Genomic DNA, 14,931 nt, shown 5'->3' with positions numbered 1-14,931 from the left:
CGTGGACCGCGGCTGGGGCACGTATCGGTACAGCGTGTCAACCAACACCGTGAACGTTTGTGGTCAGGGCACTGGCCCCACCCGCCATCACGTTGGTGACGGGCGGCTGGTCGGCGGAAGTCCTGGTTCAACGTGACGCCGTGGGTGTTTGTACTACTCGAACTACAGAGCAAGGGCGGCTGCTGGGTCAGCGACCGCCTGGCGGCAGATGTGCGCAATTGATCTTGGTTCGGGGGTCGGTGGTAAGTCCGATGCCTGGTGCGGTGGACGTGTTGCGGTCAAGTCCGGGCGTAGTGCTGCACGTACTCCTGGAAGGTGAGGGACTGGATGGCGGCCATCACGGTGTCGGTGAGCCGGCGGATGTCCGCCGGCGCCTCGATGTGCACTGGGATGGCTGGTCCGAAGGTGATGCTGATCGGGTGGCGCCGGGGAAGGCGCGCGCCGGGGGGACGTACGCGGTCGGTGCCGCGGATGCCGACCGGGATGACGGGCACGCCGGCCTGGTGGGCGAGGCGGACTGCGCCGGTGCGGCCACGGTAGAGGCGGCCGTCGGGGGAACGCGTGCCCTCGGGGAAGACGGCTACCAGGCCGCCGGAGCGGAGTACGGGGACGGCGGCGTCGAACGCCGAGAGGGCCGCCCGGCCGCCGCCCCGCTCGACCGGGATGGCGCCCATGCCGGTGACGACCTGCCGGGTGAGGTGGCCGCGGGGCCCGGGGGAACGGAAGTATTCGGCCTTGGCCCAGAAGGCGATGTGCCGGGGCGTCAGGATTCCGAGGAACAACTGGTCGGCGATCGACAGGTGGTTGGCGGCCAGGATCGCGCCCCCAGAGTCGGGGAGGTGACCGAGGCCGGTGACGGTGGGACGCCAGGAGTGGCGGAGGTATCGGCCGATGGTGTGCTGGGCCAGCGCGTACAGGGGTGGGGTGCGGGTCATGCGGCGGGTCCGAGGTGGGCGGTGATGGTGGCGTCGAGCAGCGCGCTCGGATCGGTGGCGCCGGTCGCGAGGGTGAGGCTGCCCCAGTTCCACAGTTGGGCGATGCCGTGCAGGTTGGCCCACAGTGCTCCCGCGACGACCTGGGCCGGCGGCTCGGGCGCGGGCCGGGCCTGCGCGACCAGGTCCGTGAGGAGCCGGAACAGTGGCAGGCTGGTGTCGCGCAGTCTCAGGTGGCCGCTCTCCAGCAGGTCGTGGCGGAACATCAGCTCGTATCGGCCGCGGCGGGTGGCGGCGAAGTCCAGGTAGACCCGGGCGAGCGCGGCAAGCCGGGCGCGTGGGCCCCCAGCCGCCTCGGCCAGGGCGGAGTTCGCCCGGGTGGCGAGGTCGGTGAACCCGTCGCGGGCGATGGCCGACAGCAACTCCAGGTGGGTGGGAAAGTAGCGGCGCGGCGCGCCGTGCGAGACGCCGGCGCGCCGGGCGATCTCTCGCAGGGACACCGCGGACGGGCCCTCGGTGTCGAGCAGTTCGCCGCCGACACGGATGAGGCGTTCGCGTAGGCCCTCGTCAACGTGCATAGACGCTGTCTACCAGATACGGGTAGACAGCGTCTACGCAGAGCTGGTAGACAGCATCTACCACTGATCTTGACCCGGCCTGAAGGGAGTCGCTGGTGCGCGGTTCGAAGGTCGTCGGCGCTGGTCACCACCAGCCTGCGAAAGTGCTGTCCAACCATGACCTCGCCACGATGGTGGAGACGAGCGACGAGTGGATCCGCAGTCGGGTGGGCATCCGGGAACGGCGGATCGCCGGGCCCGCCGAGCCGCTCGACCTGATGGCGGCCGAGGCGGCGGCCGCGGCCCTGCGTAATGCCGGCGTGGCCATCGAGGCGGTCGATTTGGTGGTGGTGGCGACCTGCACGGCGGTCGATCGCAGTCCCAACGTCGCCGCCCGGGTCGCACGTCGGCTCGGACTGCCCTCACCTGCGACGATCGACGTCAACGTCGCGTGTTCCGGGTTCACCCACGCGTTGGCCATGGCTGACGGCGCCGTTCGGCTCGGCTCGGCGACGAACGCGGTGGTGATCGGCGTGGAGCGGCTGAGTGACTTCACCGACTGGACCGACCGGACGACGTGCGTGCTGGTCGGTGACGGAGCCGGCGCGGTGGTGCTGACCGCCGCCGAGCAGCCCGAGATCAGCCCGGTGGTGTGGGGCTCCTACCCGGACATGGGCGAGGCCGTGGTGATCGAGGGTGATCGCAAGTTCACCCAGGCTGGACAGACCGTCTACCGGTGGGCCACCACCACGCTGCCCGACATCGCCCGCCAGATCTGCGCCGCCGCCGGCATAACGCCGGACGATCTCGGCGGCATCGTCCTGCACCAGGCTAATCTGCGCATCATCGAGCCGGTCGCACTGCGGATCGGAGCGACGAAGGCCGTCGTTGCCCGCGACGTCACCGAATCGGGCAACACCTCGGCGGCGAGCATCCCGATCGCGCTGTCGAAACTGCTCCAACGCGGAGAGCTCCAGCCCGGTGCACCGGTGCTGCTGCTGGGCTTCGGCGGAGGACTGTCGTACGCCGGGCAGATCGTCCGCTGCCCATGACCATGACTGTGAATCACGGGGAACGGGAGCGCATGTGCAGTTACTAGCGCGGTCCCTGGCTCGCGTCACCTCCCTGCACGGGTGGTGCGGGGTCCCCCTGGAGGGCGACCGTCAACTGATCCAGGCCCAGTGAACCCAGCTCCAGCGCGTGTCGATGGAATGCGCGCCGGTCGCCGGGGAAGGACGAGCGGCCTGCCAGCCACACGCGCTCACCCGCCTTGTAGGCCAGCGCCTGCCCTGGCCGGCCCAGGTAACGCGCGAGTTCGGCGGCGGCGTACGGCCCCTGGTGACAGCGGTCCCGCAGCAGCTCCAGCGCAGCGTCCGGCGTCCACGGTGCGCCGTCATCAGAGGGAATCGGCAGTCGCAGGTGCAGGCCGATGTCGAGCACCACCCGTGCCGCCCGCAGAAGCTGCATGTACAGATACCCGAGTCGAGCACCCGGCTGTTCATAGAGCCCGAGCTCGTCCATGAACCGCTCCGCGTACAGTGCCCAGCCCTCCTGGCTGCCGGAGAGGCCGCCGAGCAGGTTCAGCCGCTGTCCGAGGCCGCCCCGGCAGACCTCCGCGCCAAGGTGCAGGTGGTGGCCGGGAACGCCCTCGTGATAGGCGGTGCTGTAGGCGTACCAGGTGGGGAAACTCGCTGCGTCCTCGGGGAGGGACCACCAGACCCGGCCCGGCCGCGTCAGGTCCCGCGACGGCCCGGTGTACGCAATGCCGGACGACGTGGTCAACCGCGACTCGATGCGCCGCAGCGGGGCGGGGATGTCGAAGTGCCTGCCGTCCAGCCGCTCGATGGCGGTCTCCAACAGGTTCTGCAGCCACGCGCCGAACGCCTCCCTGCTGTACAGCGTGCCGGGCGCGTCGGGGCTGGCGAGCCGGGCGAGCACCTCGGGCACGCTCCCGCCCAGGGCCTTCGCTTCCGCGATCAGCTCTGCCTCCGTCGCTCGGAACTCGTCCCAGCCCCACTCGTACAGCTCGCGCAGGTCAGGCTGGGCCGCGAGGAAGGTGCGCACCCAGAGTGCGTACCGGTGCTTTCCGAACGCCTCCTCCTCGACGGCCCGCGGTGCCAGGTCCGCGGTCAGCATCTCGGCCAGTTTCTGGTACGCCTCTCGCGCGCCCGTCGCTGCGGCCTGCAACGACGCCCGCTGCCGCCCCTCGCCGTAGCGATCCACCAGGGCGACATCGTCGTCGATCCAGCTGCGGCAGCGCTGCGTGACGAGCTCCACCTGACGCCGCGTCGGGACATCGCCGCGCTCCGCGGCGAGCAGGAGGCTGCGGGCGTACCCGTCCAGGGCCGCGGGGATCGCGGCCAGGCGTGCGCCGACACGAGCCCAGCCCTGCTCGAAGGTCGCGCCCTCGGCGCCGCGGCCGGGAACCGCGGCCTCGACGGCCTGGCGGATGAGCTGGAGCGGACCGGTGGCCGCCGCGTGCAGTTCGCGCAGGTCCTCCCCGGCGTCGTGGAAGGCGATACGCGTCTGCAGCCGTTCGGCGAGGTGGGCGTGCAGCGGGGTCGCGGCCGGCAGCACGTCACCCAGCATCTCGAGCTCGCGCAGGGCACGAGCTGCGAGGTCGGCACGGGCCTGGTGGCCCTCCGGGCCGTAGTCGGTAAGCCCGTCGACATCCTGCTCGCCAGCCTCGACGACCGCTGTGCAGGGGTCGAGGCCGGCCATGTCGGACAGGAGCCGATCCGCGAACGCCTCGATCATGGGGGCCATGCTAGGCGGCGGCGTAAGCCTGCATCGATCGCGGCGAACGGTCACGCGCACAGGCGTCGCCCTACTGACGTTGACGTGAACGATGGGACGCTCGTCGGCGCGGGTCAGATCCGACGTCCGCTCTTCGGCGCGCCCGCGTCGTCAGCGGCCATGAGCGGACGTTGACGGTGTGTTGCCGCCATGAATCCCTGATGCGACCGGGTCGGGCGTGGGTGTGGTTGTCGCGCCTGTTCGGCTTGCACGGCGGTAGTCACCCGGTGTGCGGGCGTACTCGCGCCGGAAGGCCTTGGCGAACGCGAACGCGGAGCCGTACCCGGTGGCGGCGGCCAACTGGTCCAGGGTCTTGTCGGTCTCGCGCAGCAGCCGTGCCGCGGTGGTCATCCGCCAGCGCGTGAGGTACGTCAGCGGTGGCTCGCCGACCACAGTGCTGAACCGGCGAGCGAACGCGGCACGGGACAGCCGCGCCGTGACGGCCAGTTGCTCGACGGTCCAGGGGCGCGCGGGTTCGGCGTGGATGGCGGCCAGCGCTCGCGCGATCACGGGATCGGACAGAGCCGCCGGCCACCCGTCCGCGTCGGCGGTGTCCGCCAGCCAGGCGCGGAGCATGTACACCAGCAGGGCGTCGACCAGCGACGGCGTGACTGCGGCCGCGCCGGGGGGTTGGGTTTCCAGTTCGTCGCCGAGCAGTTCGACCATCGCGCGTAGGCCCCGGTGCCAGCCCGGCAGCGCCGACAGGTGCATCACTTCCGGTAGGTCCCGCAGGAGCGGGTGCGGGCGGTGCCGTTGCAGCCGGTAGGCGCCGCACACGATCGTCGACCGGGCGCCCTGCCCCGGCACGACCATCCGGCCGAAGGGCGCGGACTGCGACGTGCGCGACGGCGAGAAGTCGGCGAGCGGAACTTCCGGGGCCGAAACGATCGCATGGGTGGCGCCGCGCCCGAGCAGCACCACATCGCCGGGTCCGAGCGCGACGGGCTCGAAGTCGGCGCCGCCGGGCAGCGGGGTCAGCCAGCACGACCCCTGCAGGACGACGTGGAACGCGGCGGCGGTGGCGTGGTCGAAGCGCAGCCCCCAGGGCGCGTGCGCCTCGGTGTACGCGGCGACCGGCGCGCCGACCCGCATGGCCGTGAGGATGTCCGCGAGCACGTCCACGGGCCCACGATATCCGTCTTGATCGGCGAGACGTCAAGACAACTACGCGAGTGCTTCAGCCATCGTCCGTCTCACGGCTGCTGCCTAACGTGGCAACCACAGGCTAACGCTGAGGAGTGGAGAAACGACATGAGCGTCTGGGTGGAGGGTGCCACGGGCAAGGCCGGCCGGCGGGTGGTGGCGGCTCTGGCGGCCGCCGGGATACCCGTACGGGCCGCGAGCCGTCACCCCGCAGAGCCGTCGCCCGGAGTGATTCCGGTGCGCTTCGACTGGTACGACCCGACGACCTGGTCCGCGGCGCTCGGCGACGCCGACACGCTGTTCGTCAAGGGGCTGGACAGCGCCGACAATGCCAGCAGCATCATCTCCCGGCTGATCGCCTCTGCCCCGCACGCCCGGCGCGTGGTGCTCATGTCTGCGATGGGCGTCGACCGTTCGCCGGAAGACACGCCGCGTCACGCCGTGGAACTGGCGGTGCAGAACGCGGGGAAGGAATGGACCATCCTGCGGCCGAACTGGCTCATGCAGAACTTCGACGAGGACGAGGGCGTGTACGCCAGGGCGATCCGCGAGAATGACGAGTTGTACGCCGGCAGTGGCGACCAGGTGGTCAGCTTCGTCGACACCCGGGACGTTGCCGACGCCGCCGTCATCGTGCTGAGCCAGGACGGACACCACCAGCGGGGCTACACGCTGACGGGCTCGAAGGCGGTGACCTTCAGCCACGTGGCGGAGGTGCTGGGCCGGGCCTCCGGCCGACCCATCCGGCATGTCGACGCGAACCTCGCCGAGCACCGGGCGCACTTCGCCAGGTCCGGCCGCCCCGATGCCTGGGTCGACCACATGATGCACCTGTTCGAACTGGTCAGAGCTGGCGTCTTCGCGCCGGTCACCGACGACGTCCAGCGGCTCACCGGCAGCCCGCCGCGCGGCTTGGAGGCGTACGCCAAGGAAGTCTTCTCCCGTTGACACCTCGTCCGCATCCGAACCGCGGGGGCGTCGCCCGGGCTCATCAGGCCGTGGCCTGATCGTGGTCGGCGTCGCTTGTGCTCCGGCGCTCCGGGTTCGGGCCGTGAGATCGCCGAACGCAGCCAGGCAGCTCGGTGCTCCCGGCGATCGACGCCAACCCGCGCAAGCGCGGCCCGGCACCGTCCCTGCTCCTGTGTTTCCGCTCTCCGCCGGCCTCCGCTTTTGTAGGTTGGCGAAAGAAACGTGCCTCCGCTCCCCGAGGGGCGTGCGAAGGAGGCAAAAGCGTGAGGCCCAGCCCGCTCCCCCGGATCCTTCGCCGGCGCGGCGAGCCTGGCTATCCGACGTTCCTGGAGCTCTTCTTCGACCTGGTCTACATCTTCATGCTCTCCAGGCTCTCGGCGGGGCTGGCCGAGGATCTCACCGTCCGGGGCGCAGCCGAGACCGCCGTCCTGTTGATGGCCGCCTGGTGGGTCTGGGTGCTGACCGCCTGGCTCACCGATCTGTTCAACCCGCGGCTGCCGGTCATCCAGGCCACCGTCCTGGCGGTCATGTTCGGCACCATGTTGATGGCGATCGCGGTGCCGTACGCCTTCGCCGATTACGGCTGGCTGTTCGTCGCGGCGTACTTCGGCATCCATCTCGTCCGCGACGCCGTCCTCATCCCCGGTACCCGGGTCAATCGCCCGATCCAGGCCCGGAGCATCCGAGTGTTCTTCTGGTTGGGCGTCACGGCGCTGCCGTGGGTGGCCGGGGCGTTCGTGCACGGAACCGCCCGGCTGCTGCTCTGGTCGGTCGCGGTGGCGGTCGACCTCGGGTCGGCCCGGTTGGGCTGGCCGACGCCGAAACTCGGCCGCACCGAACTGGCCAGTCAGATCTTCACCGGCGCCCACCTGTCCGAGCGGCATCGAGAGATCTTCATCATCGCCCTCGGCGAGCTGATCCTGAGCTGCGGCGTCGGGCTGGCCGGCAGCGGCTTCCAGGCCGGCCGGGTGGCCGCGAGCTTCGTCGGATTCGCCAGCGCTGTCGTGCTCTTCCAGCTCTACTTCCAGCGGGTACGGCAGCTGCTGGCACCGCCCGCCGTCACGGTGGTGGAGCGGGTCCGGCCCGGCACCTCCACCTCGTACAGCCACCTGGTGATGGTGGGCGGGGTGCTGGTGGTGTCGACCAGCGTCTCGCTGGTCATCGACCGGCCGTTTGGGGCGGCGCCGGCCGCCTGGATCGCCGTCATCCTGGGCGGGCCGGCGCTGTTCCTGCTCGGGAGTTGCCTGTTCGACGCCGTGCTCACCGGTCGGGTCCTGTGGTCCCGGGCGGTGGGGATCGTGGTGCTGTGCGTCATCGCCCCGGTGATGGCGCTGCTTCCGCCGCTGGCCATCCTGATCGTGGCGAATCTGGTGCTGCTGCTCATCCTGGCCTGGGAGACGCTGCCCGCGCACACGCGGCCGGTCCGGGTCACCGTGCCGACCGGGTGAAGGTCACCCGAGCGCCGGTGGCATCGGGGCCCGGGCGTGCCGGCGAGTGCTCACCAGGTTCGCCGCAGCGACCAGGGCCAGGATGCTCATGGCGAGCAGCGCGACCGCGACCGGCGGAAGCAGGTCCGCGGTCGGCGCCGCGCCGGCCAGCAGGACCAGCCCGGCTAGCCGGGACCGGGATATCCGACCGAAGACCGTGTAGTCCAGCACTGCGCGGCCGACCAGGAACAGCGCCGGTCCGCCGAGGATGACCGCAGCCCACGAGGGCGGCGTCTCCCCGAAGGGACGCATCACGACGAGGTGACTCGTGACCGCCATGCCGCCGATGCCCGATACCATGATCAGGTGAGTGACCGCGGCGGACTGCGTGAGCAGTGACGGGTTCGTCGATCGCGCGATGGCCTCGGTCAGCAGCTCGCCGGCCCGGTAGATGTAGATGCGCCAGGCCGCCACCACGGTCGTGAACACCACCAGGAGCGCCCACGCCCGGTCCGCGGTGTAGTCGTTCAGGCTGAAGGTCGTCCCGATGACGAAGATGGACGCGCCGAGCGCGATGATGACGAACTGCCGGTACCGCTCGGCCACCCGCTCGCCAACCAGCCGCCACTCCTGCGGCTGCGACCGCCCGAGCTTCGGCAGCGGCCAGCCGAGCGAGGCGGCGACGTACTCCATGGCGACGGTCGCCGCCCAGAGCAGGAGGCGGGTGTGGCCGGTGGCCAGCGCGCCGCCGATCCAGCCGACGGCGGCGATCGTGTACCAGAACAAGATCCGGCCGCTGCGACGCGGCTCGGCCGCGCTCGGGACGAGCAGGAGGTAGTAGGTGCTCGAACCGAGGTGGATCGCAAGGTAGGTGATCGCGAAGAGCAGGCCGCGACCGTCGTAGGCGTCGGGTGCCGCGGCCGCCAGCAGCAGGCTGCCGGCCGCCACCCCGATGAACTGCACCTGGACCGCGGGCCGCGTCAGGTCCAGGGTGTCGGCGGCCCACGTGGTCACCGCCCAGACCAGGGTGAACGCGAGCAGCAGGACCAGCGTCTGGCCGACGCCGGTCCAGCTCACGTCGTCGGCGAGCGTCCTGACCAGGGAGATCATCGCGAAGACGTACGTCAGGTCGAAGAAGAGTTCCAGGAACGCGGGGCGGCCGGGGTCCCGTGGGGTCGGAGCCGCCGTGTTGGCGCCGCCCTCGGTCACCATCGACGTCCTCCGGACCTCCGCACCGTCCTCGCCTGATGACAGGCTACGGGCACCAGCCCGGCCGCAGGCTCGCCATCGGCGCATACCCCACTACCGGCTGATCGACGAACGGCTCCATAGCCGCACTCTCCGCATAGGCCGGGGTCGGAGCCACCTCGACCTCCTTGGCGCATTCCCGTCATTGGCTGGCCAGAACGCCGGCGGAAGCGTCGGCGCGGCGCTGGATGCTCCGGGCTGGCTTGGTCGGCCGCCTGCGCAGCGCCCATTCGACGACGGCCAGGTTGATCACCCAGCCGGCGAGCATCAGCAGCGCCCGGCCGACCCCGTCCGGCTGGCCGGCCAGCGGGTGGACGCCTCCTCACGATCACCCACCCCGTGCCGCAGCTGAACTGGATCGGCCGCGACGACGTCGGTCTGCATTTCGTGCTGGACATGGACGGCACCTTCGGCGGGATGCGCGAGGTCGGTGACCTGGCACTCAGTGGCGAACTACCGGCCACGATCGGCCGCCGGCCCAGGTCGGAGGCAGCGTCCTCCAATCCTGGGCCGGTCGGCCACTCCCCCGCTTCGATCTTGCGGGCCATCCGGGGGCCATAGCTACCGCGACAGTTGCCTGCCTAGGCGATCATCACGGCTGTGGCAGAGGGCGAGGCGAATCTTCCAGAGGACAGAGGACCAGCTCTTCTGGGAGGTCCAGCCTTTCGTCAGCGTCCATGGCATTGCCGCCGCTGCCCGGACGTCACCCGCAACGCCACACGCGCGGTGCGATGCACCACCGGAGGAGCGGCAGGATCCCGACGACGAGGCACAACCCCACCCAACACCACCAGTACGACAAACTCCCCGGCGACCGACCCGGCGAACGTTTGTGGTCACGGCACTAGCTTGCTGGCAGCGGGTCGAGCCGCCACCGCAGTCCCCTCGCGGCTAGGTACACGTGGGAGTGCTGCGCCATGTCAGCAGGTGTTCGAATCTCACCTGTGGGATCGAGGTCTAGGTGCAAGAGGGCAGCGTCGTCCTGCACCACCTGTGGCTGATCGAGCATCACCCAGGAGAAGGTGTTGATGTCCACGATCTTGCGGTGCACCAAGCCCCTTAGCTCGATCGTGAGCTGTACCCAGCCGGGCTCGGACGCGTGCCGAACGTCGATGACTACGGAAGCAGATTGCGCAGCATCGGGTCCGTACGTTGACCTCAACGTCAGCTCCCGGATGCATCCATCGCCGCAGTCCACGACCGAGAGAAGGGCGGGAATCGTCTTCGGCGTCAGCTCACGCCAACCCTGCTCCGACACGTGCGAAGCCTACCGACATCCGCGTAGCAGTGATCCAGCCGGACGTTCCGCCGTGCCATCGACGTGCCAGTCGCCGGCACCCCGGATGGTCACCAGGGGGCACGAACGGTCACACCCTCGCAGCCTTGACCTGGCCCACCAGATCCTTGTCGGCCGTGATCTTCGTCCTTCCAAACTGACGGTGCGGGTTCGATTCCCGTCGCCCGCTCCACCGGCCTCCGGCCCAGGTCAGAGGCTGCATCCCCGATCCTGGGCCGGTCGGCCACTCCCCCGCTTCGATCTTGCGGGCCATCCGTGGGCCATTAGCTGCTCGGGCCGCCCTTGGCTCGGGTCTGCCGGCCGCCGCCCTCCACCGTGAGTCCGGGCGAAGCCGAACAGGCCTGCTTCACGATGTGCGGACTCACGGCGGAGATGGGCTTGAGGCAGAGGAGCGGTACGTGGCAGACGAGGTGTTCCCCAGCGATCTTTCCGGCTGCATGGAGGTCTTCCTGCTCTGGCACGTCCGCCACGCCCGGTGGCTCGACGGGCGACCAACAACGCACCGAGACGAAGCCGGCGAGCTGGTCTGCGACGAGGAAGACGGTGACGACCTCAAAATTCTGGGGGTGTACTCGTCGGAGGCACGAGCGGAGGAGCGGATAAAGCGAGCCAGGAAGCTGCCTGGCTTCCGCGACGAGCCCGACTGCTTCTACATCAACCGCTACAGCCTCGACGAGGACCACTGGAACGACGGCTTCGTTTCCATTCCCGATGACGGTCAGGCCGACTGAAGGACAGGTTCCTCGCGGAGGGCGAGCGGCGGCAAGCGGCGCTGTAGCCAGGTGACGATGAGTTCGTCAAAGCCCGGAGCCCGCTCGGCCGGCGTGTAGCGACCCTGCTTGACCTGCGCGGGTCCCTTGCCCGTGTAGACGCGAATGTTGTGGTCAGCGCAGGGAAAGACCACCATCGCGTGATCGGCATGGCGTGCGTCCTTCAGGGTGTTACTGATGGCGCGCACGCTCGCCTCTACCGGCACCAGCAGGTCATCTGCGCCGAAGATTGCCAGCAGCGGACATCTCAGGGCTGCCAGTGCCGGGGCAGGGTCGTAGTCCGCGATGCCCGCGATGAATGCGATGGACTCGGGTGTCGTTCCGGCGAGTAGCGGATACCAGGGGGCGGCATGCCACTGCGCTTGCGCGGCGTGCACTCGCGCCGGGTCGTCGCCTGACTGAACCCGCTGAACCTGGTCGCGTAGCAGAACAAGCGCCTGCTGGATGTCCGGGCTGCTGAAGCCCTCCGCCGCGAACTGGTGGCGGAGCCGGTACTCCTCCTGAACTCGCACGCTCACGCCCGGACCTGACACCGTCACCACCGCCGCTATCCTGTCGTCCGCTGACGCCGCCAGTTGAGCCACCCAGCCTCCCTGGCTGCCGCCGATCAGCGCGACCGCACCGGATAGCACGTCCTCGCGGCTTCTCACGGCCTGGACCGCAGCCACGGTCTCCTCGGCACGGCCGGCCATGGTCTGACTGGTCCAATCGCCCGTTGACGCTCCAGAACCAGGCTTGTCATAGGCGAGGCTCGCAAAGCCGGCTGCGGCAAGCCTCGCCTGCCACGACCCCTGGTCGCGACCTCCCGGACCAGAACCTTCGACGAAGACCACCGCCGGGTACGGACCCGGCCAGGGCGGTCGGACGAAATCGCCGACCAGCTCGTTCCCGTCGTCCTCGAATGACAGCTCCGCAGTCACAGGCTCGAACAACACCCCGTCAACCGTACGAGGTGCCTGCTACCCCTCGCATCCTTGGTTGCCGTGCCATCCACGTGCCAGTAGCCCGTACCCCCGGCGGTCGCCAGCGGGCACGAATGGTCCCCACATCCTCCGGCTGGCCTGCCCCACCAGGGCCTTGTCGGCCGCGATCTTCGTCCTTCCAAACTGAGGTTCCCTCATTAAGACCAGAGGCGTGGCCAGGCGACGGACGAGGCGACCTACAAGTCGGGATCAGCTCTCCACGTTCCGCATGACGATGGTCTGACGGCCACCTTCTACGCCGTAGAACCACCACGTCCCCTCTGGGGCGGGCGGAAGCCTCTCTCGGAGCAGCTGCAACACGCCCTGCCCCAGCTCGATCACCGGCGCCGTATTCACCGTGTCGCGCCGCAGCTCGATCACGTCGTCGCCAAGCGCTGTCCAGCCCTTGACCTCGGACGCTGTCACGCGCCCACGCTCACCCAGTCGCCGGTTTGCCTCCTCGATCAGCTGCATGAGCAGATCAAGTCGATCACCACGCCAGTCCTCGTCGACATGTAGGCCAAGGTCGGTCACGACCGCACTCACACGAAGCTGATCGACCACGTCCTCAACGGCCGCCGAGTGCCGATCAGCCGCCATCTCCTCCGCCACCACAACGGCCTGACCGAGCAAGACAGCAAGGCTGTCGCTGAACGCCCAGAAGCCCGAGCCATTGAACTCGACGAAGCACGTCCTACTCACAAAACCTCCGTACGAAGGTACCCGGGCATGATCGGACGGTCACTGCCGAGGAGCGCAGCGCGGCGTGCCATTAGCGTGCCATTGAGCCGGGACAGCAGGGGTCAGCCGAGGCCACGAGGGACCGCCGAGACCAGGCCGTCGACGCAGTAGACAGGCGGATATCGACAATTCCCAAGCTGACAGTGCGGGTTCGATTCCCGTCACCCGCTCCACGCCAAAGGCCCTGATCAGGACGCGAGTCCCGGTCAGGGCCTTCGATGTTCCACGGGTCACCAGCGCGCCCAAGTTCTGAAGGCCCTGTCCCACCACATGCATGACGGGTCCTCCCAGCACATGGACGACAGCCGGCCTTGGTGGTCAGTCGTCCTGGTTGCAGCCGTTGGCACCTGAGCATCGTGGGCGCACTCACATGCCGAGCTGGGGTAGGTGTCCGGCCGGCCGCGGCTCTGGACCAGGGCTGGTGCACCAGGAGACCCCGAACCTATGCTCACTAGGCCAAGATCGAGCACTGCGGGGGTGTGTGCCGTGAGCCGAGTCGGCGTTGTCAGCCCCGCTGTCGTGGTGGCCGCGTTGGGGCTGTTCCTTGGGGGCTGTGGCGACTTGGGCGACGCCATATCGGGGGAAATCGCTGCCCGCGACTGCCACCCGGACCCGAAGACGGTCGCCGCACTGCGTCAGGAGCCGGTGTTGACCCAGACGCCACCCGGCGCCACCATGGCAGCGGCGACCGAGACTGTGAGCTGCGGTTGGGCGAGTCCGGGGCCGCCCAGCCTTGGAATGCTCGACCGCGAGGTCACCGGAGCCGGTGCCGTCGACGACGTGTCGCGCTTCTACGCGGATCTTGCCCGCGCCAGCGGCTGGGAGGCGTTCGGCCACGGCAGCCATGTGTACGACGCCGTGAAGTCGGACGGGACCAGTTGCACGTGGAGCCTCCAGGTGCTCAGCACCGCCGGGGGGACCTATCACCTGCAGATCACCTACACGCCTCGGGATCTGCGGCCTAGCTGCCTCTGACGCTGCCTAAATCCCCTTGAGGGAAAACGTCGGCCCGGTGCGACCCCCAGGCCGGTGAACGCGTGCGATCAACTGTGGCGTATCGATCGTGAGGTGCGGCCATCCTCATTTGCCGTTGACCGCGCGTCGCGCAGTGTCACAGTCGGTCGATTGAATGCCCTGTCTAGTCCCACCAGATGCATTACGACAGTGGCTCTAGGAGATGCCGCCAGCTTCAGCCGTGGGGGGCTGGGTCGGCAGGTCTGTCCCTCAGCACGTCTAGCAGGCGGCGGTATTCGGCCTCGGTTCCGATCGCTGCCCGATGTTCGGGATGTGCGAGGTAGTACCAGATCGCGTCGCTGATGAACCAGGCGTCGACGGTCTTGATCGGTAGCCGTCGCGGGCGCAGCACGAGGCCGCGACGACGTACCAGGTCGGGTCGGGCGTAGGTGAGGGTCAGAGTGTCGGCGTACAGGGCCGGCCGTTGCGGGTAGCCGGGGGCCAATGCCTCCCATGGCACCCGCACTGACCCGGCCAGTGTGCGCCACCACAGGCCCTCAGGCCGCAGGTGAACAAGGAACCCGCACCAGGCTAAGACCATCTGCCTACCTGCCAGCGCGGAGACCAGGACCGGCAGGACGGCGTCGAGGGGCCGCAGGTTGTGTGTCCAGATCGGTCGGACCACAGAGCTGATCTGCGCGGAGGCTGCCAACGCCAGAGCAACGGCGCCCCAAACGGCAACGGAGCTGGACGGCGTGCTGAAGGACGAGACCTCCGGCCGTACGACGAAGACTGCAGGCCGCTCATCCGGCAAGGCATAACCCAACAGCGCCAACAGGATCAAAGAGCCAACTAGGAGCCCGATAACAAGCACGTCAACGATCTTGTGGTCCGAGCCAGCGAACCACAGCACTAGGGGATAGCCGACAGAGATGGCCAGAGCGATGGCGAGGACGGTCCGGCGCTGCCGGACCACCGCTGCTTGGAATGCAGACACGCCCCACAGTACGGGTGCCGGACCACCGACTCTTCCAACAAACTGGGCCGATCATGTCAAGCATCTGGTGGGACGCGAATGTCAAGCATGTCCCGTGACGGGACAGGTCGATTGAACGCCCGCACTGCCGAATTGCGC

Annotated in this window: 16 protein-coding genes; 6 read left to right on the top strand and 10 right to left on the bottom strand. The window is 69.1% G+C overall.

Going from position 1 to position 14,931, the window contains the following annotated elements; all coding sequences use genetic code 11:
- Positions 1 to 278: 278 nt before the first annotated feature.
- Entirely contained in the window at positions 279 to 935 is a 657-nt protein-coding gene (locus NFX44_RS24025) for a 1-acyl-sn-glycerol-3-phosphate acyltransferase (RefSeq protein ID WP_262285854.1), read from the bottom strand.
- On the bottom strand, positions 932 to 1,510 hold the full coding sequence (locus tag NFX44_RS24020; protein WP_262285853.1) for a TetR/AcrR family transcriptional regulator: 579 nt from the start codon (positions 1,508 to 1,510) through the stop codon (positions 932 to 934). The genes NFX44_RS24025 and NFX44_RS24020 overlap by 4 nt, the downstream gene beginning before the upstream one ends.
- A gap of 95 nt (positions 1,511 to 1,605) precedes the next feature.
- Between NFX44_RS24020 and NFX44_RS24015 the strand changes: the two genes are divergently transcribed.
- Positions 1,606 to 2,541 (top strand): beta-ketoacyl-ACP synthase III, encoded by a 936-nt coding sequence (locus NFX44_RS24015; RefSeq protein ID WP_262285852.1) that lies wholly within the window; start codon positions 1,606 to 1,608, stop codon positions 2,539 to 2,541.
- A gap of 43 nt (positions 2,542 to 2,584) precedes the next feature.
- Here the strand turns inward: NFX44_RS24015 and NFX44_RS24010 are convergent, their stop codons facing one another.
- Both NFX44_RS24010 and NFX44_RS24005 read right to left on the bottom strand, forming a co-directional pair.
- Positions 2,585 to 4,246 (bottom strand): DUF885 domain-containing protein, encoded by a 1,662-nt coding sequence (locus NFX44_RS24010; protein WP_262285851.1) that lies wholly within the window; start codon positions 4,244 to 4,246, stop codon positions 2,585 to 2,587.
- A gap of 150 nt (positions 4,247 to 4,396) precedes the next feature.
- Positions 4,397 to 5,407 carry an AraC family transcriptional regulator gene (locus NFX44_RS24005; RefSeq protein ID WP_262285850.1) on the bottom strand — a complete coding sequence of 337 codons (1,011 nt, stop codon included), beginning with the start codon at positions 5,405 to 5,407 and terminating at the stop codon, positions 4,397 to 4,399.
- Between the two features lie 18 nt (positions 5,408 to 5,425).
- Here NFX44_RS24005 and NFX44_RS24000 point away from each other — a divergent pair, with 18 nt between their 5' ends.
- Together NFX44_RS24000 and NFX44_RS23995 are read left to right on the top strand one after the other, a co-directional pair.
- A complete protein-coding gene (locus NFX44_RS24000) occupies positions 5,426 to 6,376 on the top strand; it encodes an NAD(P)H-binding protein (RefSeq protein WP_262285849.1) in 951 nt (316 codons plus the stop codon).
- A gap of 284 nt (positions 6,377 to 6,660) precedes the next feature.
- Complete coding sequence (locus tag NFX44_RS23995) at positions 6,661 to 7,845, top strand: low temperature requirement protein A (protein WP_262285848.1); 1,185 nt, start codon at positions 6,661 to 6,663, stop codon at positions 7,843 to 7,845.
- Positions 7,846 to 7,848: 3 nt separating this feature from the next.
- Here the strand turns inward: NFX44_RS23995 and NFX44_RS23990 are convergent, their stop codons facing one another.
- Entirely contained in the window at positions 7,849 to 9,036 is a 1,188-nt protein-coding gene (locus NFX44_RS23990; protein WP_262285847.1) for a low temperature requirement protein A, read from the bottom strand.
- Between the two features lie 178 nt (positions 9,037 to 9,214).
- Positions 9,215 to 9,340 carry a hypothetical protein gene (locus tag NFX44_RS23985; RefSeq protein WP_262285846.1) on the bottom strand — a complete coding sequence of 42 codons (126 nt, stop codon included), beginning with the start codon at positions 9,338 to 9,340 and terminating at the stop codon, positions 9,215 to 9,217.
- A 71-nt stretch (positions 9,341 to 9,411) separates the two neighbouring features.
- On the opposite strand from NFX44_RS23985, the gene NFX44_RS23980 reads away from it, so the two are divergent.
- A complete protein-coding gene (locus NFX44_RS23980) occupies positions 9,412 to 9,633 on the top strand; it encodes a hypothetical protein (protein WP_262285845.1) in 222 nt (73 codons plus the stop codon).
- Between the two features lie 283 nt (positions 9,634 to 9,916).
- Here the strand turns inward: NFX44_RS23980 and NFX44_RS23975 are convergent, their stop codons facing one another.
- The gene (locus NFX44_RS23975; protein ID WP_262285844.1) at positions 9,917 to 10,330 is read right to left on the bottom strand and encodes a hypothetical protein; all 414 of its coding nucleotides are present in this window, start codon (positions 10,328 to 10,330) and stop codon (positions 9,917 to 9,919) included.
- Between the two features lie 437 nt (positions 10,331 to 10,767).
- On the opposite strand from NFX44_RS23975, the gene NFX44_RS23970 reads away from it, so the two are divergent.
- Positions 10,768 to 11,100, top strand: coding sequence for a hypothetical protein (locus tag NFX44_RS23970; protein ID WP_262285843.1), 333 nt, complete (start codon positions 10,768 to 10,770; stop codon positions 11,098 to 11,100).
- Here NFX44_RS23970 and NFX44_RS23965 read toward each other — a convergent pair.
- Together NFX44_RS23965 and NFX44_RS23960 are read right to left on the bottom strand one after the other, a co-directional pair.
- Positions 11,088 to 12,074 (bottom strand): S9 family peptidase, encoded by a 987-nt coding sequence (locus tag NFX44_RS23965; RefSeq protein ID WP_262285842.1) that lies wholly within the window; start codon positions 12,072 to 12,074, stop codon positions 11,088 to 11,090. The two genes, NFX44_RS23970 and NFX44_RS23965, sit on opposite strands and share 13 nt — an antisense overlap.
- 237 nt (positions 12,075 to 12,311) lie before the next feature.
- Positions 12,312 to 12,803, bottom strand: a complete 492-nt coding sequence (locus NFX44_RS23960) for a hypothetical protein (RefSeq protein WP_262285841.1) — start codon at positions 12,801 to 12,803, stop codon at positions 12,312 to 12,314.
- A 525-nt stretch (positions 12,804 to 13,328) separates the two neighbouring features.
- On the opposite strand from NFX44_RS23960, the gene NFX44_RS23955 reads away from it, so the two are divergent.
- Positions 13,329 to 13,817 (top strand): hypothetical protein, encoded by a 489-nt coding sequence (locus NFX44_RS23955; RefSeq protein ID WP_262285840.1) that lies wholly within the window; start codon positions 13,329 to 13,331, stop codon positions 13,815 to 13,817.
- Between the two features lie 214 nt (positions 13,818 to 14,031).
- Here the strand turns inward: NFX44_RS23955 and NFX44_RS23950 are convergent, their stop codons facing one another.
- On the bottom strand, positions 14,032 to 14,793 hold the full coding sequence (locus NFX44_RS23950) for a hypothetical protein (RefSeq protein WP_262285839.1): 762 nt from the start codon (positions 14,791 to 14,793) through the stop codon (positions 14,032 to 14,034).
- Positions 14,794 to 14,931 lie beyond the last annotated feature (138 nt).

The organism is Micromonospora sp. MA102, assembly GCF_025460765.1.
Taxonomy (GTDB): Bacteria; Actinomycetota; Actinomycetes; order Mycobacteriales; family Micromonosporaceae; genus Micromonospora; species Micromonospora halotolerans.
The sequence above is the reverse complement of the archived record's forward strand: the minus strand, read 5'-3'. Positions and strand labels throughout refer to the sequence as shown.